Annotated in this window: 19 protein-coding genes; 9 read left to right on the forward strand and 10 right to left on the reverse strand. The window is 73.3% G+C overall.

Annotated features, from left to right (window positions below; translation table 11 throughout):
- Positions 1 to 137: 137 nt before the first annotated feature.
- Entirely contained in the window at positions 138 to 983 is an 846-nt protein-coding gene (gene rsmI / locus ACIP2X_RS35400) for a 16S rRNA (cytidine(1402)-2'-O)-methyltransferase (protein WP_401681606.1), read from the reverse strand.
- A 62-nt stretch (positions 984 to 1045) separates the two neighbouring features.
- Between rsmI and ACIP2X_RS35405 the strand changes: the two genes are divergently transcribed.
- The 4 genes from ACIP2X_RS35405 to ACIP2X_RS35420 all read left to right on the forward strand — a co-directional run bounded on the left by ACIP2X_RS35405 (position 1046) and on the right by ACIP2X_RS35420 (position 6544).
- Entirely contained in the window at positions 1046 to 2791 is a 1746-nt protein-coding gene (locus ACIP2X_RS35405; protein WP_401681609.1) for a dolichyl-phosphate-mannose--protein mannosyltransferase, read from the forward strand.
- Between the two features lie 44 nt (positions 2792 to 2835).
- Positions 2836 to 3021, forward strand: coding sequence for a hypothetical protein (locus tag ACIP2X_RS35410; protein ID WP_401681612.1), 186 nt, complete (start codon positions 2836 to 2838; stop codon positions 3019 to 3021).
- Between the two features lie 87 nt (positions 3022 to 3108).
- Positions 3109 to 4740: a penicillin-binding transpeptidase domain-containing protein gene (locus tag ACIP2X_RS35415; RefSeq protein ID WP_401681615.1), complete on the forward strand. Its 1632-nt coding sequence runs from the start codon at positions 3109 to 3111 to the stop codon at positions 4738 to 4740.
- Positions 4741 to 4873: 133 nt separating this feature from the next.
- Complete coding sequence (locus tag ACIP2X_RS35420) at positions 4874 to 6544, forward strand: penicillin-binding transpeptidase domain-containing protein (RefSeq protein WP_401681618.1); 1671 nt, start codon at positions 4874 to 4876, stop codon at positions 6542 to 6544.
- A 22-nt stretch (positions 6545 to 6566) separates the two neighbouring features.
- On the opposite strand, the gene ACIP2X_RS35425 is transcribed toward ACIP2X_RS35420, so the two are convergent.
- Entirely contained in the window at positions 6567 to 6923 is a 357-nt protein-coding gene (locus tag ACIP2X_RS35425) for an SsgA family sporulation/cell division regulator (RefSeq protein ID WP_401681621.1), read from the reverse strand.
- A gap of 167 nt (positions 6924 to 7090) precedes the next feature.
- On the opposite strand from ACIP2X_RS35425, the gene ACIP2X_RS35430 reads away from it, so the two are divergent.
- From ACIP2X_RS35430 to ACIP2X_RS35450, 5 genes are all read left to right on the forward strand, one after another.
- The gene (locus ACIP2X_RS35430) at positions 7091 to 8146 is read left to right on the forward strand and encodes an energy-coupling factor ABC transporter permease (protein WP_401681623.1); all 1056 of its coding nucleotides are present in this window, start codon (positions 7091 to 7093) and stop codon (positions 8144 to 8146) included.
- Between the two features lies 1 nt (position 8147).
- Positions 8148 to 8909: a cobalt ECF transporter T component CbiQ gene (cbiQ, locus tag ACIP2X_RS35435; protein ID WP_401681625.1), complete on the forward strand. Its 762-nt coding sequence runs from the start codon at positions 8148 to 8150 to the stop codon at positions 8907 to 8909.
- The gene (locus tag ACIP2X_RS35440; RefSeq protein WP_401681628.1) at positions 8897 to 9670 is read left to right on the forward strand and encodes an energy-coupling factor ABC transporter ATP-binding protein; all 774 of its coding nucleotides are present in this window, start codon (positions 8897 to 8899) and stop codon (positions 9668 to 9670) included. The genes cbiQ and ACIP2X_RS35440 overlap by 13 nt, the downstream gene beginning before the upstream one ends.
- A gap of 128 nt (positions 9671 to 9798) precedes the next feature.
- Positions 9799 to 10245: an organic hydroperoxide resistance protein gene (locus ACIP2X_RS35445; protein ID WP_401681631.1), complete on the forward strand. Its 447-nt coding sequence runs from the start codon at positions 9799 to 9801 to the stop codon at positions 10243 to 10245.
- Positions 10246 to 10333: 88 nt separating this feature from the next.
- Entirely contained in the window at positions 10334 to 11497 is a 1164-nt protein-coding gene (locus ACIP2X_RS35450) for a serine hydrolase domain-containing protein (protein ID WP_401681633.1), read from the forward strand.
- Here the strand turns inward: ACIP2X_RS35450 and ACIP2X_RS35455 are convergent.
- The 8 genes from ACIP2X_RS35455 to ACIP2X_RS35490 form a co-directional block, all read right to left on the reverse strand.
- The gene (locus ACIP2X_RS35455) at positions 11487 to 12470 is read right to left on the reverse strand and encodes an NAD-dependent epimerase/dehydratase family protein (protein ID WP_401681636.1); all 984 of its coding nucleotides are present in this window, start codon (positions 12468 to 12470) and stop codon (positions 11487 to 11489) included. The two genes, ACIP2X_RS35450 and ACIP2X_RS35455, sit on opposite strands and share 11 nt — an antisense overlap.
- Before the next feature lie 185 nt (positions 12471 to 12655).
- Positions 12656 to 13582, reverse strand: coding sequence for a nuclear transport factor 2 family protein (locus ACIP2X_RS35460; RefSeq protein WP_401681639.1), 927 nt, complete (start codon positions 13580 to 13582; stop codon positions 12656 to 12658).
- 70 nt (positions 13583 to 13652) lie between these two features.
- A complete protein-coding gene (locus tag ACIP2X_RS35465; RefSeq protein ID WP_401681642.1) occupies positions 13653 to 13883 on the reverse strand; it encodes an acyl-CoA carboxylase subunit epsilon in 231 nt (76 codons plus the stop codon).
- The gene (locus ACIP2X_RS35470; RefSeq protein ID WP_401681644.1) at positions 13880 to 15556 is read right to left on the reverse strand and encodes an acyl-CoA carboxylase subunit beta; all 1677 of its coding nucleotides are present in this window, start codon (positions 15554 to 15556) and stop codon (positions 13880 to 13882) included. The genes ACIP2X_RS35465 and ACIP2X_RS35470 overlap by 4 nt, the downstream gene beginning before the upstream one ends.
- 10 nt (positions 15557 to 15566) lie before the next feature.
- A complete protein-coding gene (locus ACIP2X_RS35475) occupies positions 15567 to 16337 on the reverse strand; it encodes a 4'-phosphopantetheinyl transferase family protein (protein ID WP_401681646.1) in 771 nt (256 codons plus the stop codon).
- 35 nt (positions 16338 to 16372) lie between these two features.
- The gene (locus tag ACIP2X_RS35480) at positions 16373 to 16822 is read right to left on the reverse strand and encodes an acyl carrier protein (protein WP_401681648.1); all 450 of its coding nucleotides are present in this window, start codon (positions 16820 to 16822) and stop codon (positions 16373 to 16375) included.
- 58 nt (positions 16823 to 16880) lie between these two features.
- A complete protein-coding gene (locus ACIP2X_RS35485) occupies positions 16881 to 18299 on the reverse strand; it encodes an MFS transporter (RefSeq protein WP_401681651.1) in 1419 nt (472 codons plus the stop codon).
- 4 nt (positions 18300 to 18303) lie between these two features.
- The gene (locus tag ACIP2X_RS35490) at positions 18304 to 20598 is read right to left on the reverse strand and encodes an SDR family oxidoreductase (protein ID WP_401681653.1); all 2295 of its coding nucleotides are present in this window, start codon (positions 20596 to 20598) and stop codon (positions 18304 to 18306) included.

A 20598-nucleotide genomic window follows, 5' to 3' on the forward strand; every position in this document is an offset into this window, starting at 1 on the left:
ACGGGTTCCGTTCCCTCACCCAGTGGACTCCCGAAGAGGCCCGGAAGCACGCCTTCTGTCCAGTATTGGGCGGGACTTGGAGGTGTCTTGCCGTAGGGCCCGTCACCCTTTACCGGGGGTTGGCACGGGTACGCGTCTCAGGGCTCACGCTTCGCCGCGACCACGGCGTCGAACACCACCCGCTTGGGCACCCCCGCCTCCACGGCCACCGCCGCGATGGCCTCCTTGCGCCGCTCGCCGGCCTCCTCCCGGATCCGCACCCGCCGCACCAGTTCCTCGGGGCCGACGTCCTCGGGCCCCTTGTCGGCGGCGCCCTCGACCACCACGGTGATCTCTCCGCGCACCCCCTCGGCCGCCCACTCGGCCAACGCCCCGAGCGTGCCCCGCCGCACCTCCTCGTACGTCTTCGTCAGCTCCCGGCAGACGGCCGCCCGCCGGTCCGCGCCGAACGCCTCGGCCATCGCCGCCAGCGTGTCGTCGAGGCGGTGCGGGGCCTCGAAGTAGACCAGCGTCCGCCGCTCGCCCGCGACCTCCCGCAGCCGCGACAGCCGCTCCCCCGCCTTGCGCGGCAGGAACCCCTCGAAGCAGAAGCGGTCCACCGGCAGCCCGGACAGCGCCAGAGCGGTCAGCACGGCGGACGGCCCCGGCACCGCGGTGACCCGGACGTCCCGCTCCACAGCGGCCGCCACCAGCCGGTACCCGGGGTCCGACACGGAGGGCATCCCGGCGTCCGTGACGAGCAGCACCCGTGCCCCGCCGATCAGCTCCTCGACCAGCTCCGGCGTACGCGCCGCCTCGTTGCCCTCGAAGTAGGACACCACCCGGCCCTTGGGGGTCACGCCGAGCGCCTGGGTCAGTCGGCGCAGCCGCCGGGTGTCCTCGGCGGCGACGACGTCGGCCCGCTCCAGTTCCTCGGAGAGTCTCGGCGGCGCGTCCGCGATGTCGCCGATGGGGGTGCCTGCCAAAACAAGGGTTCCTGTCACGTTTCCATCCTCGCAGGGGCGGTCCACGGGACTCCCACAGACGGGTTCCCTACGATGGCGCGGTGACCAGTACCGCGTCCTCCACGGACATCCGGCAGGACCAGGCCTCCCACGAGCCACAACCGTCGTGGCGGCAGCGGCTGCGCCGTTTCGGATACGCGCCCGCCGGGCCCCGCGTCGACGTCCGGGACCGCCTCGTGCCGCCGTACGCCGAGCCGAGCCCGCGGCTGTGGGCGGCGCTCGGCATCCGGTACCCGCTGGCCACGCGGATCGGCCGCTGGTCGGGCTGGGGCGGGCCGCTGCTGGTGACGCTGTTCGCGGGTGTGCTGCGGTTCTGGAACCTGGGCAGCCCGAAGGCGGTGATATTCGACGAGACGTACTACGCCAAGGACGCGTGGGCGCTGGTACACCGCGGCTTCGAGGTCAACTGGGACAAGAACGTCAACGACCTCATCCTGTCCCAGAACGGCGACGTGCCCATCCCGACGGACGCGGCGTACGTGGTGCATCCGCCGGTCGGCAAGTACGTGATCGGGCTCGGCGAGCTGATGTTCGGGTTCAACCCGTTCGGCTGGCGGTTCATGACGGCGCTGCTGGGCACGCTGTCGGTCCTGCTGCTGTGCCGCATCGGGCGCCGGCTGCTGCGCTCCACGTTCCTCGGCTGCCTCGCGGGCGCGCTGGTGGCGGTGGACGGGCTGCACTTCGTGATGAGCCGCACCGCGCTGCTGGACGGCGTGCTGATGTTCTTCGTGGTGGCGGCGTTCGGCTGTCTGCTCGTCGACCGGGACCGGGCGCGGGCGAAACTGGCCGCCGCGCTGCCCGTGGATCCCGGGGGCCTGGTCCGGCCGGACGCGCGGACGGCGGAGGAAACCCGCATCGGGTGGCGGCCGTGGCGGATCGCGGCGGGCCTGATGCTGGGCCTGGCCATCGGCACCAAGTGGAACGGCCTGTACATCCTGGCCGCGTTCTGCGTCATGGCGGTGCTGTGGGACGTCGGCGCCCGCAAGGTGGCGGGTGCCCGGCATCCGTACAAGGCGGTCGTCAAGCACGACCTCGGCTGGGCGTTCCTGTCGACGGTCCCGGTCGCGATCGTCACCTACCTCGCCTCCTGGACCGGCTGGATCCTGTCCTCCGGCGACGGCTCGGGCGGCTACTACCGCAACTGGGCCACCACCGACGGCAAGGACAGCGCCTGGTCGTGGCTGTTCCCGGACTGGTGGCGCAGCCTGTGGCACTACGAGAGCCAGGTGTACGAGTTCCACGTCGGCCTGTCCTCGCCGCACACCTACCAGTCCAACCCGTGGAGCTGGATCGTCACCGGCCGCCCGGTGTCGTACTTCTACGAGTCCCCCGCCCCCGGCGCGGACGGCTGCCCGGTCGACGCGGGCGACAAATGCGCGCGCGAGGTGCTGGCGCTCGGCACCCCGATGCTGTGGTGGGTGGGCTGCTTCGCGCTGCTGTACGTGCTGTGGCGCTGGTTCTTCCGCCGCGACTGGCGCGCGGGCGCCATCGCCTGCGCGATCGTCGCCGGCTACCTGCCCTGGTTCCTGTACCAGGAGCGTACGATCTTCTTCTTCTACGCCGTGGTCTTCGTCCCCTTCCTCTGCCTGGCCGTCGCGATGCTGATCGGCGCCCTGGTCGGCCCCCCGGGCTCCACCGACACCCGCCGGGTGGCAGGCGCCACGGGAGCCGGCGTCCTGGTCCTGCTGATCGCCTGGAACTTCATCTACTTCTGGCCCATCTACACCGGCCAGTCCATCCCGATGGACGACTGGCGGTCGCGAATGTGGCTCGACACCTGGGTGTAGCGGGGAACGTCCACACCGGCACCATCACACGAAACGGGGTAAGCGTGCTCGTCATCCTCTCGGTCGTCCTCCTGCTGCTCATCGGGGGCTGCGTCTGTGTCTTCTGGGCGGCTCGGGGCGACGCTCCGCGCTGGGCACGGGGTGTCGCCAAGGCGACGCTGCTCGGCGGCGAGCTGGCCCGCGGCGCGAGCCGGAACGCCCGCTCGCGGCAGAGCGGCGGGGACGACTGATCGTCCTAACGATCTGGGAACTCCCGCCACTCTCGTCGCAGCGCGCACTTAGAGTGCGGAGGTCTGTCCACGGGGAGGGGGCGCTTCATGCGCAAGGGGGTCAAGGCCACCGTCGTCGGCGGTGTGTTCACGGTGATGGTCGCGGGGGCCGGGTACGGCGCCTTCAACTTCGTCTCCGCGCTGAGCGACGACGGGGGGACCGCACCCGCGGCCCAGGGCGAGCCGCTGCGGAGCGGGCCGCCGAGCGGCGCGGAGGTCAAGGAGACGAGCCGGGCGTTCTTCGCGGCCTGGGAGAGCGGGCAGGGCGCGCGGGCGGCGTCCCTCACGAACTTCGAGGAGGCGGCCGAGCCGGTCCTGACGTCGTTCGGGCAGGACGCCGGTCTCACCGACGTGAAGATCACACCCGGCGCGACGCGGGGGCGGACGGTGCCGTTCTCCGTCCGGGCGACGGTGTCGTACGGCGGGAAGTCCAAGCCGCTGGCGTACCGGAGCACGCTCACCGTGGTGCGCGGGGAGAGCACCGGGCGGGCGCTGGTCGACTGGGAGCCGTCGGTGGTGCACCCCGGTCTGAAGGACGGTGACATCCTTGTCACCGGGGAGTCCGCGGCCCCGGAGGTGGAGGCGGTGGACCGCGACGGCACGGTGCTGTCGAAGGAGAAGTACCCCTCACTCGGCCCGCTCCTGGACGAGTTGCGCGCCCGCTACGGCGAACGGGCCGGCGGCACCCCCGGCGTCGAGCTCGCCGTCCGGCACACCGCCACCGAGGCCGCCGACACCACCCTGCTGACCCTCTCCAAGGGCAGGCCCGGCAAGCTGCCGACGACGCTGAGCGCCCCCGTGCAGGCCGCCGCCGAGCAGGCGGTGGGACGGTACGACGAGTCCTCGGTCGTCGCCGTCAAGCCGAGCACCGGCGAGATCCTGGCGGTCGCCAACAACCGCGCGGACGGCTTCAACGCGGCCTTCCTCGGCCAGGTGGCGCCCGGCTCCACGATGAAGATCGTCAGTGCGGCGACCCTCATCGACAACGGCATCACCAGCATGAACGGTCCGGCGCCCTGTCCGCCGAACGCGGTCTCGGAGAGCCAGACCTTCCACAACCTCGAGGGCATGACCCCGAACGAGGGCGCCACGCTCTCCGAGAGCTTCGCGCGCTCCTGCAACACCGCCTTCATCAAGTTCGCGGACGAGGTGAAGGTGGACTCCCTGACCCGGGAGGCGCAAGACCGGTTCGGGATCGGGCGCGACGACTGGAAGGTCGGCGTCCCCTCCTTCGACGGCTCGGTGCCCGCCGCGGGCGGCCCGGACACCGCCGCCAACCTGATCGGCCAGGGCCAGGTGCAGATGAGCCCGCTGAACATGGCCTCGATCACGGCGACCGCCAGGACGGGCGCGTTCCGGCAGCCGGTGATCGTGCCGCAGAGCCTGGACGGGCGGGAACTGGCCAAGGCGCAGGGCCTGTCCGGGGACACCGCCGCGCAGCTGCGCGCCATGATGAACCGCACCGCCACCAGCGGCACCGCCGCGTCCGTGATGTCGGGGCTGTCCGGCGAGATCGGCGCGAAGACCGGTTCGGCGGAGGTGGACGGAAACGCCAAGGCGGACAGCTGGTTCACTGGCTACCGCGACGACGTCGCCGCGGCGGCCATGGCCCAGCAGGGCGGACGGGGCGGCGAGGCGGCGGGTCCGATCGTGGCGGCCGTGCTGCGCGCGGGTGGCTGACGTCACCCGCTCAGGCGGGGACTCTAGGGTGGTGCCGTCGTTGGGGACTGTGACGACCACGCGGCCGGTACGGCCGTAAGGGCCGTGCCTCGCTAGGGCGGGGCCCGGGGATTGCGCGGAGGATCGGGAAGCAGTGGGCAAGAGAAGGCGCGTCGCCGAGCGACGGAAGACGAGTCCCGCCGTCATCGGCGGTGTGATCGCCGTGGTCGTGGCCGGCGCCGGGGTCGGCGCGTACGCGCTGTTCGGCACGGGCTCCTCGGGCGAGGACGGCGCGTCCACGACGGCCGCCGGGCGGGAGCGGACCGTGAAGACGGGCCCGTTGTCGGCGAAGGAGATCGGCAGCACGGCCCAGGCGTTCCTCACGGCCTGGCAGCGGGGCGAGGTGGCCGGCGCGGCGGACGCCACCGACGATGCCACGGCGGCGAAGGCGCTGCTGGCCGCGTACGCCAAGGACGCCCGCATCAAGGACCTCACGCTCACCCCGGGTGCGCGTGCCGGCGACAGCGTGCCGTTCACGGTGAAGGGCACGGTGTCGTACCAGGGCGTCAGCAAGCCGCTGACCTACCGCAGTTCGCTGACGGTGGTGCGCCGGGCCGCGGACGGCGAGCCGCTGGTGGGCTGGAAGCCGTCGGTCCTGCACCCCGATCTGCGCGAGGGTGACCGGCTGGTCACCGGCGAGGCGGGCACGCCGCCGGTGACCGCGCTGGACCGGGACGGCGACGAGTTGTCCACGGAGAAGTACGCGTCGCTGGGGCCGGTCCTGGACGGACTGCGCGAGAAGTACGGCAAGACGGCGGGTGGCAAGGCCGGAGTCGAGCTCCGGGTGGTCCGCGGCACGGCCTCCGAGAAGCAGAAGCTGTCCGACAAGACGGTCCTGGAGCTGAGCGAGGGCACGCCGGGCGAGGTGCGCACGACGCTCAGCGCGAGCCTGCAGGAGGCCGCGGAGCAGCAGGTCGGCTCCCGCTCCCGTGCCTCGGTGGTCGTCCTGCGGCCCTCGACGGGCGAGATCCTGGCGGTGGCGAACTCCAACCCCGGCTTCAACACCGCCTTCCAGGGCTCGCTGGCGCCCGGTTCGACGATGAAGGTCATCACCTCGTCGCTGCTGCTGGAGAAGGGGCTGGCCTCGCCGGACAAGACGCATCCGTGTCCCAAGTACTTCACGTACGGCGGCTGGAAGTTCCAGAACGACGACAAGTTCGAGATCAAGGGCGGCACGTTCACGGCGAGTTTCGCCCGGTCCTGCAACACGGCGTTCATCAGCCAGGCGCCGAAGCTGGACGACGACGACCTGACCCGGCAGGCGCAGCAGGTCTTCGGCCTGTCGCTGAACAACTGGGCGATCGGTGTGCCCACCTTCGACGGTGCCGTGCCGGTGCAGTCGGCCGCGTCGATGGCGGCGTCGCTCATCGGCCAGGGCGGGGTGCGGATGAACCCGCTGAACATGGCGTCGGTCTCGGCGACGGTGAAGGCGGGCGTCTTCCATCAGCCGTACCTGGTGGCCCCGTCGGTGGACGACCGCAAGCTGGCCACGGCCTCGCGCACGATGTCCGCGGACACGCTGGCGAAGCTGCGCGGACTGATGGCCTACACGGCGGCGTACGGCACGGCGGCGGAGGCGATGGCGGGGGTCACCGGTGACGTCGGCGCCAAGACGGGTTCCGCCGAGGTCGACGGGCAGAAGAAGCCCAACGGCTGGTTCACCGCCTACCGGGGCGATCTCGCCGCGGCCGGTGTCGTCCAGTCGGGCGGGCACGGCGGCGAGACGGCGGGGCCCATCGTGGCGGCGCTGCTGAAGCAGGGCTGACCGGCGCGGGCGGCGTCCCGCGTCAGCCGACGGGGGTGGCGGCGGCCATGTAGGTGCGCCGCAGGAAGCGGATCAGCGCCTTGGTGTCGAACTGGACGACCGCCGTCCCCTGCGGGGAGTGGAACTCGACGACGGCCTGCACCCGCCCGCACGGCCACACCCGGACCTCGCCGGATCCGGCCGGGGCGCGCAGGCCGCGTTCGAGGAGCTCACGGTCGAAGGTCCACTCGTGCGGACCGGGCAGGCCGATGCGCACGGCGCGGGGATCGCGGTCGGGGTCGTAGCGCAGGACCACCGGAATCGCTCCCCGTTCGTCGAGGAGCTGGACATCCGTGTCCGTGACGATATGGGCGCGTGCGTACTGCTCGACCACGGACATCGGACGGCCCTTTCACCGTGTGTCACCGGAGCGGAAACTATCAATCCGCTACCCATCCAATGTCCCATATTTCCTGGATTACGCCTGACGGAGCGGCTTATCTCATGTTCACAACGGGGAGAGCCTCGCTCTTGCAATAGGTTCGCATTAAGCCACATCATCGAGGCGTGCACGTACCTGACGGATTCATCAACGCGCCCACGTCCGCCGTGGCCGGAGTCGTCGCCGCCGGCGCCGTCGCCGTGAGCCTGCGCGGCGCGCGCCGCGAACTCGACGAGCGGACCGCGCCCCTCGCCGGCCTGGTGGCGGCGTTCATCTTCGCGGTGCAGATGCTGAACTTCCCGGTCGCCGCCGGGACCAGCGGGCATCTGCTCGGCGGCGCCCTCGCCGCGATCCTCGTCGGCCCCTACACCGGGGCGTTGTGCATATCCGTCGTCCTGCTCATGCAGGGCGTCCTGTTCGCCGACGGCGGCCTGACCGCGCTCGGCGTGAACATCACCGACATGTCGGTGGTCGGCGTCGGCGTCGCCTACGTCGTCTTCCGGGGCCTGGTGAAGCTGCTGCCACGCACCCGGCGGTCCCTCACCAGCGCCTCCTTCGTGGCCGCGCTCGTGTCGGTGCCGGCCGCCGCGCTCGCCTTCACGGCGTTCTACGCGATCGGCGGGACCACCGACGTCCCGATCGGCAAGGTCGCCACCGCCATGGTCGGCGTGCACGTCCTGATCGGCATCGGCGAGGCGGTGATCACCGCGCTGACCGTCGGCGCCGTCGTCGCCGTACGGCCGGACCTCGTTTACGACGCGCGGGACCTGCGCCGGCCGCTGAAGCTGCGGGTCGGCGGCGAAATCGTCGACGCCCCGGCCGCCGAGGCCCCGGTCCCCGTGCACCGGACCTCCCACCGCACGCTGCTGCTGAGCGGTCTGGCCACCTCCCTGGTGCTCGCCGGGGTCGTCAGCTTCTACGCCTCCGCGAGCCCCGACGGCCTGGAGAAGGTCGCCGAGGACAAGGGCTTCGCCGCGTCCGCCGAGGAACACCACAACGCCGACTCCCCGCTCGCCGACTACGGCGTCAGGGACGTCGACAACGCCCGGGTCTCCGGCGGCCTCGCCGGCGTGATCGGCGTCGGCGTGACCGTCGCCGCGGGCAGCGCGATCTTCTGGGCGGTGCGTTGGCGCCGTACGGACGGGACGGACGTCGCCTCGCCCACGAGCACGAGCGTCTGACATGGGTGCGGGGCACGCCCACAAGCTCTACCGGGCGGCATCGTCACCCGTGCACGCCCTGCCGCCGCACACCAAGCTCGCCGCGGTCTTCGCCTTCGTGGTGGTCGTGGTGTCGACCCCGCGCGAGGCGATGTGGGCCTTCGCCGCGTACGCCGTGCTGCTGGCGACGGTGGCCGTGATCGCGCGCGTACCGGCGCTCTTCCTGGCGAAGCGGCTGCTGATCGAGGTGCCGTTCGTCGCGTTCGCCGTGCTGCTCCCGTTCGTGGCGGAGGGCGAGCGGGTCGAGGTGCTGGGCATGTCGCTGAGCGTCAGCGGCCTGTGGGGCGCCTGGAACGTGCTCGCCAAGGGCACCCTGGGCGTCGCCGCGTCCGTCCTGCTGGCCGCCACCACCGAACTGCGGGAGCTGCTGCTCGGCCTGGAGCGGCTGAAGCTGCCCCCGCTGCTGGTGCAGATCGCGTCCTTCATGATCCGCTACGGCGACGTCATCACCGACGAGATGCGGCGGATGCGCATCGCGCGGGAGTCGCGCGGCTTCGAGGCCCGGGGCCTGCGGCACTGGGGGGTGCTGGCCAAGACGGCGGGCGCGCTGTTCATCCGGTCCTACGAACGCGGCGAGCGGGTCCATCTGGCGATGGTCAGCCGGGGGTACTCCGGAGTCATGCCGGTGATCGACGAGGTGACCGCGTCCCGGGCGCAGTGGTCGTACGCCCTCGCCCTGCCGTGTGCGGCCCTGGTCGTCTGTCTGCTGGGATGGGTGCTGTGACTCGTGCTGTGACGGAACATTCCCTGGAGGTCTCCGGCCTCGCCTTCGCCTACCCCGACGGCCATCAGGCCCTGTTCGGCGTGGACTTCCGCATCGGGCGCGGCGAGCGGGTCGCGCTGCTCGGGCCGAACGGCGCCGGCAAGACCACGCTGGTGCTGCACCTCAACGGCATCCTCGGCGGGGGCACGGGCTCGGTGCGGGTCGCCGGTCTGCCCGTCGGCCGGGCGCACATGGCGGAGATCCGGCGCAAGGTCGGGATCGTCTTCCAGGACCCGGACGACCAGCTCTTCATGCCGACCGTCCGTGAGGACGTGGCCTTCGGGCCGGCGGCGGCCGGGCTGAAGGGGGCGGAGCTCACGGCCCGGGTGGAGCGGGCGCTGGAGCAGGTCGGGATGGCCGGGTTCCAGGACCGGCCGCCGCACCATCTCTCGTTCGGGCAGCGGCGCAGGGTGGCCGTGGCGACGGTGCTCGCGATGGAGCCGGAGATCCTGGTGCTGGACGAGCCCTCGTCCAACCTCGACCCCGCCTCGCGGCGCGAACTGGCGGACATCCTGCGCGCCCTGGACGTGACCGTGCTGATGGTCACGCACGATCTGCCGTACGCCCTGGAGCTCTGCCCGCGCGCGCTGATCCTCAGCGAGGGGGTGATCGCGGCGGACGGGCCGACCGGTGATCTGCTCACCGACGACGCCCTGATGCGCGCCCACCGCCTGGAGCTGCCCTTCGGCTTCGACCCGCGCTCGGTGGCGACGGGCGCCTGAGCGGCCGGGGCGGTGCGGTGGCCCGCATCACCCGTGGCTACCCCCCGGTAATAAAGCTGATTCCCGGCCAGTACCTTGGGCACGAAGTAGTTGCCGGGTTCACCTTCTTTGCTGGGGAGAGGCCACCCTTGACCGACGGCGCCACCACCGACACCCGCCCGCGGAAGATCACCTACGTCGCCGAGGCCACCTCGCACGGCGGCCGGGAGGGCCATGTCACCAGCCAGGACGGGCAGATCGAGCTGAAGGTGGCGATGCCGCCGGAGCTGGGCGGCGACGGCAACGGCACCAACCCGGAGCAGCTGTTCGCGGCCGGCTACAGCACCTGCTTCCACAACGCCCTGATCCTGGTCGGCAACCGGTCGGGCTACGACCTCACCGGGTCCACGGTGGCCGCGAAGGTCGGCATCGGCCCCAACGACCGGCGCGGCTACGGCCTCGCCGTCGCCCTGAGCGTCTCGCTGCCGGTCCTCGACGCGGAGATCGCGGCGAAGCTGGTGGACGAGGCCCACGAGGTGTGCCCCTACTCCAACGCCACCCGCGGCAACATCGACGTCACGATCCTGCTGGGATGAGGCGGACCCGGCCGGACGCAGGAATCCCGGGCCGGCCGTCGGCGTTGCACGGGGTGTCGCGGGCGAGTGGAGTGGACGGAGTGCGGACGTGGACGTGAACGGCACAGTGGCCGAGGGCTTCGAGCCGGTCAGGACGGCGTTCGCGCGCAACTTCGAGGCGCTCGGCGACCGGGGCGCCGCCGTGACCGTCTACCGGGACGGGCACAAGGTGGTCGACCTGTGGGGCGGCACCAAGGATGTCGACGGCACGGCTCCGTGGGAGCAGGACACCGCCCAGATCGTGCGCTCGGTGACCAAGGGCGTCGCCGCCGCCGTCCTGCTGCTGCTGTCGCAGCGGGGCGAGCTGGACCTGGACGCGCCGGTCGGCGAGGTGTGGCCGGAGTACAAGGCGGCGGGCAAGGAGCGCACGCTCGTACGGCATCTGCTCTCGCACCGGGCCGGGGTGCCCGTCCTGGACCGGCCGCTGACCGTCGCCGAGGCCACCGACCCCGACCTCGGCGCGGCGGCGGTGGCCGCGCAGGCACCGGTGTGGACGCCGGGGAGCGCGCACGGCTACCACGCGCACACCTACAGCTGGCTGGTGGGCGAGGTGGTCCGACGGGTCAGCGGGCGGTCGGCCGGGGAGTGGATCGCCGACGAGATCGCCGGACCGCTCGGGGCCCGGCTGTGGCTCGGGCTGCCGGAGCGGGAGGCCGGGCGCGTGGGCCGGGTCGGCAAGGTCGAGGCCCCGGACGCGGCGAACGGGCTCAGGACCCGGCCCAAGCGGGCGGTGTCCGACGCCTACGCCGACCCGGACTCCGTCACCCGCCGGGCCTTCGGCGCGATAGCGCCCCCGCCGGACGAGAACGACCCCGTCTACCGCTCGGCCGTCCTGCCCGCCTCCAACGGCATCGCGACGGCCGACGGCCTCGCGCGCTTCTACGCCTCGCTGATCGGCGAGGTGGACGGCGGGGTACGGCTGTTCACGCCGGAGACGGTGGAGGCGGCGCGCGGCGAGCAGTCGGCGGGGCCGGACCGGGTGCTGGTGGTAGGAACCCGCTTCGGGCTCGGCTACATGCTGCACGGCAGCGCGTCCCCGCTGCTGTCGGACGCCTCCTTCGGCCACCCCGGCCGCGGTGGCTCGCTGGGCTTCGCGGACCCCGATGCGGGCATCGCCTTCGGCTATGTCACCAACGGCTTCCGCAAGAGCGTGACGGCCGACCCGCGCGCCCAGGCGCTGGTGCGGGCGCTGCGGGGCGTCATCACCGCCTGAGGTCCGGCGCCGCGGGCTGCCCCGCGTGGGCCAGAGCCCGGCGGTACCAGGGGGCGCACTCCTCGAACGCCTCGGCGAAGGGGGCTCCCGGGGTGGTCGTCAGCCGGGACCACAGGGCGTCGGTGTCGTACCAGCGGTCGACCGCGACCAGGGCCAAGGGGCGCCGGGCGGCGGGGCCGTGGGCGTCGAGCCGGGCCAGCGCCTCGTCGAGCGTGATCTCGCCGTCGGGCAGGGGCAGGTCCAGGGCGCCGCAGACGGTCGTGAGCAGCTCCCGCAGGGTCACGGGCTCGGGGTGCGCGGCGTGCAGGACACCGGCGGCCGGCGCCTCGGGCGCGAGGGCCAGTTCGGCCAGGGCCCGGGCGAGGACGGGCGCCGAGATCAGGGAGAGCCGGGAGTCGGCGCCGCCCACCCAGTGCGGCACGCGGCGCAGCAGCTGGACGATGCCGGGCACGACCCAGGCGTCCCCGTCGCCGTAGACGAGGAACGGGCGCACGACGGTGCCGCCGGCGGCCAGGACCATGCGTTCCCCGGCGAGGCGGGTCTCGCTGGTCGGGGAGACCGGCGCCTCGGCGATCCGGCCCTCGCGTGCGCCGCGGTGCGGTCCGTCGCCGTAGACGGCGGCGGTGCCCAGCTGCACGATCCGGCGTACGCCCGCCCGTTCCGCCTCGGCGAGCAGGGCACGGGTGCCCTCCTCGTTGACGGTCCGGCACTCCTGCGGGGTGCCGCCGATCCGGGCCGCGAGGTGCAGGACGGTCGTGACGCCCTCACAGACGCCGTGCAGCGAGGCCGGGTCGGCGAGGTCGCCGTACACGCTCCGCGGGCCCGCGCCTCGGGCCTCGGGACCGGGGCGGCGACGGGTGAGGAGCCTCAGGGCGGGGCCGTGCGGGGCGGCGGAGGCCGCCCGCAGCACGGGCAGGACGTGCGAGCCGATGAAACCGGTGCCGCCGGTCACCAGGATGCGTTCGGTACTCAAGTGCGGCCTTCCGCCGGGGAGTCGGTGAGGGTGCTCGGGACGGGCCTCGCGCGGGGCTCCTTGCGTCGTCCCGTCGCGTCATCCTCCTACACCGGCTTCCCCACCGACGGCCCGATGGGCGAGAGGCGTGGGGCGGCGCGGATGCCGCCCCCGTCCGGTGGCGGCACGCCCGCGTGCCGGAGCGCCTACACGGAGGCCGTGGCGGCCTCCCGGCGCTCCGCGTGGGTGAGCAGGTCGTCGAGGGTGGCGGCGAGCTCGCTGACCGACTGCTCGCGCAGCAGGTGGTGGGTGGGCACCGGGATCCGCAGCGCGTTCTCCAGCTTGCGCTGGAAGGCCAGGGCGGTCAGGGAGTCGATGCCCTGGGCGTAGAGCGGGCGGTCGCGGTGGACGCGGTGGGCGGGCGGGACGTCGAGGTAGGTCTCCAGGGTGCGGGAGACGAACGCCTCGATGGCCCGCAGCCGGTCCTCGCCGGAGGCGGCGCGCAGGGCGCCGAGATCGAGGGTGGCGGCCGAAGTCCGTGACACGGTGTCGTCCTTTCTGGGAGTGGGGGCGGTGCGCGGGCGTGGCTGGGAGCTGCGCAGCGTGGCCGGTGCGGGACCCGGGCGCGGGCCCGCGCCGTCGGACCACACCAGATGGAACCGCCAGCGGCTGATCCGCCAGCCCCGCGGGGTGCGCACGGTCTCGCCCTCGCTCCAGCCGCCGATGTCGAAGCGGCCCCCGGGGTCGGGGCCGTCGTCGTGGTGGACGTGGGAGGCGAGGATGTGCACCCGGACGCGGGCCCTGTCGCCGTCCAGCGTGATGCCGTAGTTCGAGGCCAGGTGGTGGGTGCGGGCGAAGCGTGACTTGCGGTCGAAGTGGAAGGCGGCGGCGGTCCGAAGGCCCCGCACCGTGCCGACCGGGAACTCCAGCCGGCAGTCGTCCGTGAAGACCGTGCGGGGCCAGCTCTCGTCGTACCCGCCGGCGTCCTGGGCGTCGAGCAGGGTGACGTACCGGTCGATCAGTTCGGTGATCTCTGCCCGGTCGCCCAGTTCGCGCAACCGCTCCCGCAGCACGCCGAGTTCGGCCCGCGGGAGCGTGACGGTGTCGCTCTGTTCGTGGTGCGGCAAGGTCATGGGGAAGAAGCTCCGTTTCGGCAGCGCCCCTCGCCAAGGGGGGCGTTCGACGGCACCTGGGGTGGCGCGCCTACGCCGCCCGGCTGCCCGACACCCGCCACCCCCGCGGGTCGCGGTGCGCCGGGACGCGTTCCGGGCGGCGCCAGCCCGCCGTGGGGTGGGGGGCCTGGTCCTGCAGGCCGGGGCCGACGGCCGCGAGGGCGGCGGCGCGGGCGAGCAGCACGCTGGTCAGGGCCGCGAGTTCGGCCGGGGTCGCCGTGCCCTTGACGACCTTGATGACCAGCGCGTCCCGCGTGCTCACTGCGGCGGGTTGCCGTGCTTGCGGCACGGCAGGTCGGCCTGCTTGCTGCGCAGCATCGACAGGGCGCGGACGAGGGCCCCCCGGGTGTCCCGGGGGTCGATCACATCGTCGATCAGGCCGCGTTCGGCGGCGTAGTAGGGATGCATCAGCTCCGCCTGGTACTCCTTGATCTTCTGCGCGCGGGTGGTGTCCGGGTCGTCCGAGCCGGCGATCTCCCGGCGGAAGATGACGTTCGCCGCGCCCTCCGCGCCCATCACCGCGATCTCGTTGGAGGGCCAGGCCAGCGCCAGGTCCGTGCCGATGGACCGGGAGTCCATGACGATGTACGCGCCGCCGTACGCCTTGCGCAGCACCAGCGAGATGCGCGGCACGGTGGCGTTGCAGTAGGCGTACAGCAGCTTGGCGCCGCGCCGGATGATCCCGTTGTGCTCCTGGTCGACGCCCGGCAGGAAGCCCGGCACGTCGATCAGGGTGACGATCGGGATGTTGAAGGCGTCGCAGAACTGCACGAAGCGCGCCGCCTTCTCGCTGGCGTCGATGTCGAGCACCCCGGCGTAGGAGGCGGGCTGGTTGGCGACGATGCCGACGACCTCGCCGTCCAGCCGGGCCAGCGCGCACACCACGTTGGTCGCCCAGTCCGGGTGGACCTCGAAGTGGTCGCCGTCGTCCACGATCTCCTCGATCACGGACCGGATGTCGTACACCCGGCTCGGGTCCTCGGGCACCAGGTCCAGCAGCCGGTCGGTGCGCCGGTCGGCGGGGTCGGCGCTCGGCATCCGGGGCGGCAGGTCGCGGTTGTTCGCCGGCAGCAACGAGAGCAGGTGGCGCACGTCCTCCATGCACGTACGGACGTCGTCGTAGGCGAAGTGGGCGACGCCGGAGGTGGTGGCGTGGACGTCGGCGCCGCCGAGGTCGTTCTGGGTGATCTCCTCGCCGGTGACCGCCTTGACCACGTCGGGTCCGGTGATGAACATCTGGGCGATGTCGCGGACCATGAAGACGAAGTCGGTCAGGGCGGGGCTGTAGGCGGCGCCGCCCGCGCACGGGCCGAGCATCACGCTGATCTGCGGGATGACGCCCGAGGCGCGGGTGTTGCGCTGGAAGATGCCGCCGTAGCCGGCGAGCGCGCTGACGCCCTCCTGGATGCGGGCCCCCGCCCCGTCGTTGAGCGACACCAGCGGCGCTCCGGCCGCCATGGCCATGTCCATGATCTTGTGGATCTTCTGGGCGTGGGCCTCGCCGAGGGCGCCGCCGAAGATGCGGAAGTCGTGTGCGTAGACGAAGACGGTACGGCCGTGGACGGTGCCCCAGCCGGTGATCACCCCGTCGGTGTAGGGACGTTTCTTCTCCAGCCCGAAGCCGCTGGCCCGGTGCCGGCGCAACATCTCGACCTCGGTGAACGACCCCTCGTCGAGCAGGAGTTCGATGCGCTCATGGGCGGTGAGCTTGCCCTTGGCGTGCTGCCGCTCGGTGGCCAGGGGATCGCCGTGCCGGGCGGCCTGCTTGATCAGGCTGAGTTCCTCCAGCCGTTCCGCGGCGCTCCACTGACCGCGGTGCTCGCGGTCGTGCAGGCTCGGCCGGTCGGCGGCGGGGGCCCTCTGATCGGTCCTCTGGTCGGCTTTCTGATCGGGTTTCTGATCGGCTTTCTGATCGGGTTTCTGGTCGGTCGTCATGTGGTGCCTCTCACGCTCCCCAGTCAGGTTCGTGCGTGTGCGAGCCGTCGGCGTCCAGGTCCACCGTCCCGCCGGCGTACAGCGCGGTCGGCGGCACCCAGCGCACGGTGACCCGCTCGGGCGGCCCGCCCAGCACCGCGACGGCGGCGTTGTGGCGAGGCCCGGACGGCAGGTCCAGCAGGGTCCAGCCCGGTGGGCGGCGCCGCCTGTCGGCCCCCAGGTAGTCATGGCCCGGGTCCCGGGACAGGCCGGTGCCCAGCGCCTTGAGGTAGGCCTCCTTGCGGGTCCACATCCGTCCGAAGAGCGCACGCCGCTCCTCGACGGGCAGGCCCGCCAGCTCCTCCTGCTCCCCCGGGTGCAGCGCCGGGGCGCACACCTCGACGGTCTCGTCCCTCGGCAGCCGCTCCACGTCGGCGCCGAGCACGGTGGCGGCGACGGCGACGACGGCCACGCCGTGGCTGTGCGCCAGGGAGAAGTGCAGCGGCGGATCGGGGTGCGCGACGGCGGGCCGTCCGTGCGGCTTGCCGCAGCCGGGACAGGGCTCCCGCACGAACGGCACCGCGCGCGGCGCCAGGCCCAGGTACCCGCCGAGCAGCCGGCGCAGCGCGACATGCGCCGACGCGTACGTGATGCCGTCGGTCGGGCGGACGAAGGAGGCGGTGCGCCGGCGTTCCGCGTCGTCCAGCTCGGACAGGTCCAGCAGCTCCGCCGCCGTCTCCAGCCGGGGCCGGCGCACCAGCCACACGTCGAGCTGCCCCGGGGCCGGCAGCCGCGTCCTCACGGTCTCGGGTCCCTCGCGGACCACCAGCTCCGGGATCACGTCGTGCCCGGCCCGTCGTGCGAGACCAGGTGGGCGCCCTGCCCGCCGCGCTTGTGCGGGCTGTCCCCGGGGCCGAGCTGCCCGGACAGGCACTCGATGAGCTCCGCGGCGCTGTTGGCGCGCAGCAGCATGTTGAGGTTGACGTCGAGGCGCAGGGCCGCCTCCATCCGGCGCTGGAGTTCGAGTCCGCTGATGGAGCCGATGCCGAGGCTGTTCATCGGGCGGCCCTCGGTGTCGATGGTGTGCGGCGGCACCCGCAGCACCCGGGCGAGTTCGGCCCGTACGTACGCGTCGATCAGCCGGAGCCGCTCGCTCTCGCCGCAGGCGGACAGGTGGGCCGGGTCCGGCGGGTCCACGTCGACGACGGTGTCCTGCTCGAACTCGTAGTCCAGGTCGTCGAGATCGTCGAGGTCGTCGAAGACCCAGGTCTTCGTTGTCTGGTCCATTGCGTGCCCCGTTGGGTGTGGGTGGGTGGAGGGGGAGCGGCCGGCCCGGTCGGGGGGCTCAGCGGCGTCTGAGGCCGGTGAGGCCGGTGAGGGTTCCGAGTCCGCCGAGCACGGCCACCAGGATCAGCGCCGGCCGGCAGGCCTCGACGGCCTCGGCCGCGGTGGCGCCGGGTTCCGCGGCGGCGGCGAGCAGCGCGGCGACGGCCGCGACCACCACCGCGGCGGCCAGTTGCACGGCCGTCTGGTACTGGCCGCCGGCCGCGCCGCGCCGCTCGGGGCTCAGCCCCGAGGTCGCCTGCATGTTCAGCGCGGCGAAGGACAGCACGAAGGCGGCCCCGACCAGCAGCAGCGTCGGCAGCAGCCGGGCGGGGTAGTGGAGCGGCCAGGCGGGCGAGAGCTGGAGCAGGTACCCGGCGAGCGCGCAGGCGGCGCCGGCCGCGATCAGCCGGGGTGCGCCGAAGCGGGCGACCAGGCGGCCGGAGGCGAGCGCGGTGAGCGCCGGTGGGGCGGCGGCCGGGAGCAGCGCGAGCGCGGCCGTCGACGGCGGCCAGCCGGCGACGGTCTGCATCTGGTAGGTCAGCACGAACAGCAGCCCCAGATAGGAGCCGTTCAGGCAGGCCGCGCCGAGCGCCGAGCGGATCAGGGCGGCGTCGCGCAGCGGCTGCACCAGAGGTGCGGACGTGGTGCGTTCGACGACCGCGAAGACCGCGAGGAGCACCACGGCCGCGGTGAGCGGCCCGGCGGCCCGGGGCGACGTCCAGCCGTGCGCGGGCACGGCGCCGATGCCGTACACCAGGGCGAGGAGCGCCGCCGTGAAGGTGGCGGCGCCGGTGAGGTCGTAGCGGCGTGGGGAGGTCCTCGCCGGGGCCGGGTCCTCGTCCGGGATCAGCCGGAGGGCGAGGGCGAACAGGACCAGCACGACGGGGGCCGGGAACGCGAAGGCCAGTCGCCAGCTGACCTCGGTGAGCCAGCCCGACAGCAGCAGGCCGGCCGTGAAGCCGCCGGCGCCGAACAGGGCGTAGACGGACACCGCCCGGTCGCGGGCCGGGCCCTGCGGGAAGGCGGTGGCGATGATGGCGAGGCCGGTGGGGGCGGTCAGCGCCGCGCAGAAGCCCTTGACCAGCCGGGTGGCGACGAGCAGCGCCGGTTCCTGGGCGAGCGCGCTCAGGGCGGAGGCGGCGGCGAAGGCGAGCAGCGCCGCCAGGTAGACCCGGCGGCGCCCCAGCAGGCTCACCACCCGGGCGCCGAACAGCAGCAGACCGCCGAAGCCGACGGCGAAGCCGGTCATCGCCCAGTGCACGTCCGTCAGCGGCAGCCCGAGGTCCGTGCCGATCGAGGGCAGTGCCACGACCGCCACGGACACCTCGAGGGCGTCGATGAGCATGTTGCCGGCGAGCACGAGCAGGAGCCCCCACAGCCGGGGGCTCCAGCGCCCGTCCGCGGCGCCGACGGCGGGCGCGGGGTGCGTCCTGGTCACGGCGTCACCCGAGGAGGGTGCCGCCGCTCGCGTCGACGAAGGAGCCGGTGACCCAGCGGGCGTCGTCGGAGACGAGGAAGGCGACCACGTCGGCGACGTCCTGCGGTTCGCCGACCCGGTTGAAGGTGGACAGGGCCGCCATCGCCTCGACGGCCTCGGGGATGTCGAACAGCGCGTTGCCGTTGCGGGTGATGCCGGGGGCGACGCTGTTGACGGTGATGCCGCGCGGGCCGAGGGCCTTGGCGTAGTGCAGCGCGAGCTGTTCGACGGCGCCCTTGCTCATGGCGTAGGCGATCTCGTCGGGGTTGGCGAACCGGGTCAGGCCCGAGGAGATGTTCACGATCCGCCCGCCGTCGGGCATGTTCGTCAGGGCCCGCTGGACGAGGAAGAACGGCGCCCGGGCGTTGACGGCGAAGATCCGGTCGAACATGTCCGGCGTGGTGTCCTCGGGCTTGACCCCGCCCATCACGCCGGCGTTGTTGACCAGGATGTTCAGCTCGGTGGAGCCGGTGCGCTCCTTCAGGCCCTGCTCCAGGGCGAGGAAAAGCTCGTGCACGTCGCCGGGGGCGCCGAGTTCGGCGCGTACGGCGAACGCCCGGCCGCCGTCACGCTCGATCCCGGCGACGACCTCGGCGGCCGCGTCCTCGTTGGTGCCGTAGTGGACGGCGACCAGCGCGCCGTCGCGGGCGAGCCGCTGCGCGGTGGCCCGGCCCATGCCTCGGCTGGCGCCCGTGACGAGCGCCGTCCTGCCGGTCAGGTTGCCCATCTTCGTTCTCCTGACGTGGTGTTGTCGGTGGGGATGCGTGCGGTGCGGTGCGGTGCGCGGACCGGGCGTGAACCAGCGGGCGAGCGCCGCGTCGAGTCCTTCCGGGGTGTCACCGGCCCAGGCGAGGTATCCGTCGGGGCGTACGAGCAGGGCGGCCGCCTCGGGCAGCGCGCCGGCCTCGGCCGGGCGGGCCGCTACGGTGTCGACGGCACCGGACCACGGCCGGGCGACCCTGGCGAACGGCTCCGGCGCGTCGGTCAGCACGAGCAGCAGGCCGCGGGCCTCGCGGAGCAGGTCCAGGGTGGAGCGGGGTCCGGTGGCGCCCAGGAGGGCGGCGTCCGGCAACCGGGTCCCGGCGAGCGTGGGTCCGTCGCCGGTGCCGTGGCGGACGTCCAGGCCGCTGATCGTGCCCGCCAGGTGCGCGCGCACCCGCTCGTACGACGTCAGTTCGCCGATCACCGAGCGCAGCGCCTCGACCTCCGGCCCGCCCAGCAGCAGGCGCGCCTGGGCCCGGATGTTGGACAGGACCCGGCGGCCGACGGCGTGCCGTTCGTCGTGGTAGGTGTCGAGCAGTCCCTCGGGGGCGCGCCCGCGCACGGTCGCGGCGAGTTTCCAGCCGAGGTTGACGGCGTCCTGGAGGCCGAGGTTGAGGGCCTGGCCGCCGATCGGCATCTGCTGGTGGGCGGCGTCACCGGCGAGCAGCACCCGGCCGACGCGGTAGCGCGCGGCCTGCCGGGAGGCGTCGCCGAAGGAGTTGACCCACAGCGGGGTGCCGTGGGCGATGTCCTCGCCGGTGACCTCCCGCCAGGCCTCGACGATGTCGGCGAAGCGTGCCTCGCCGTCCCGTGGCGGGGTGCCGAAGCGGTGGACCATCACCCGGGTCACGCCGTCGCCGCGCCGGGCGGCGATGGCGAGCCCCACGGGCAGCCGCTGGAACCGCCGGTTCGGGATGTCGATGCCGCCGACGTCGGCGCGGATCAGCTCCCGCTCGGCGTCGTCACCGGGGAAGTCGACGCCCGCGAGCCGGCGTACGGCCGAGCGCTCGCCGTCGCAGCCGACGACGTAGCGCGCGGTGAACCGGACCGGCCGCCCGGCGTGCCGGGCGGACACCGTCACCTGCCCCTGGTCCTGGGTCAGCCCGGTGACCTCGTGGCCGCGCAGCACGCGGACGCCGAGGCGGGCCGCGCGGGCGCCGAGGAGTTCCTCGGTGCGCACCTGCGGCACCTTCCACTGCCCCGGATAGGGGCTGGGCAGCGTGAGGTCCATGGGCAACCCGCCGAAGTGGCCGCGCGGCTCGTGCGGCGGCAGCGGATCGCCGAAGCCGTCCGGGCCGTCGAGCAGTCCGCGCTGCTTGAGCAGTTCCATGGTCCGCGCGTGCAGCGTGGAGGCCCGGGACTCCGTGGTCGGGGTGTCCAGCCGCTCCAGTACGGTCACGTCGGCGCCGCCGAGCCGCAGTTCCCCGGCGAGCATCAGCCCGACGGGTCCGGCGCCGACCACGACGACGTCCGTCACGGCAGCGTCGGCGCCGGCCAT

It is taken from the genome of Streptomyces sp. NPDC089424 (genome assembly GCF_044749345.1).
Taxonomy (GTDB): Bacteria; Actinomycetota; Actinomycetes; order Streptomycetales; family Streptomycetaceae; genus Streptomyces.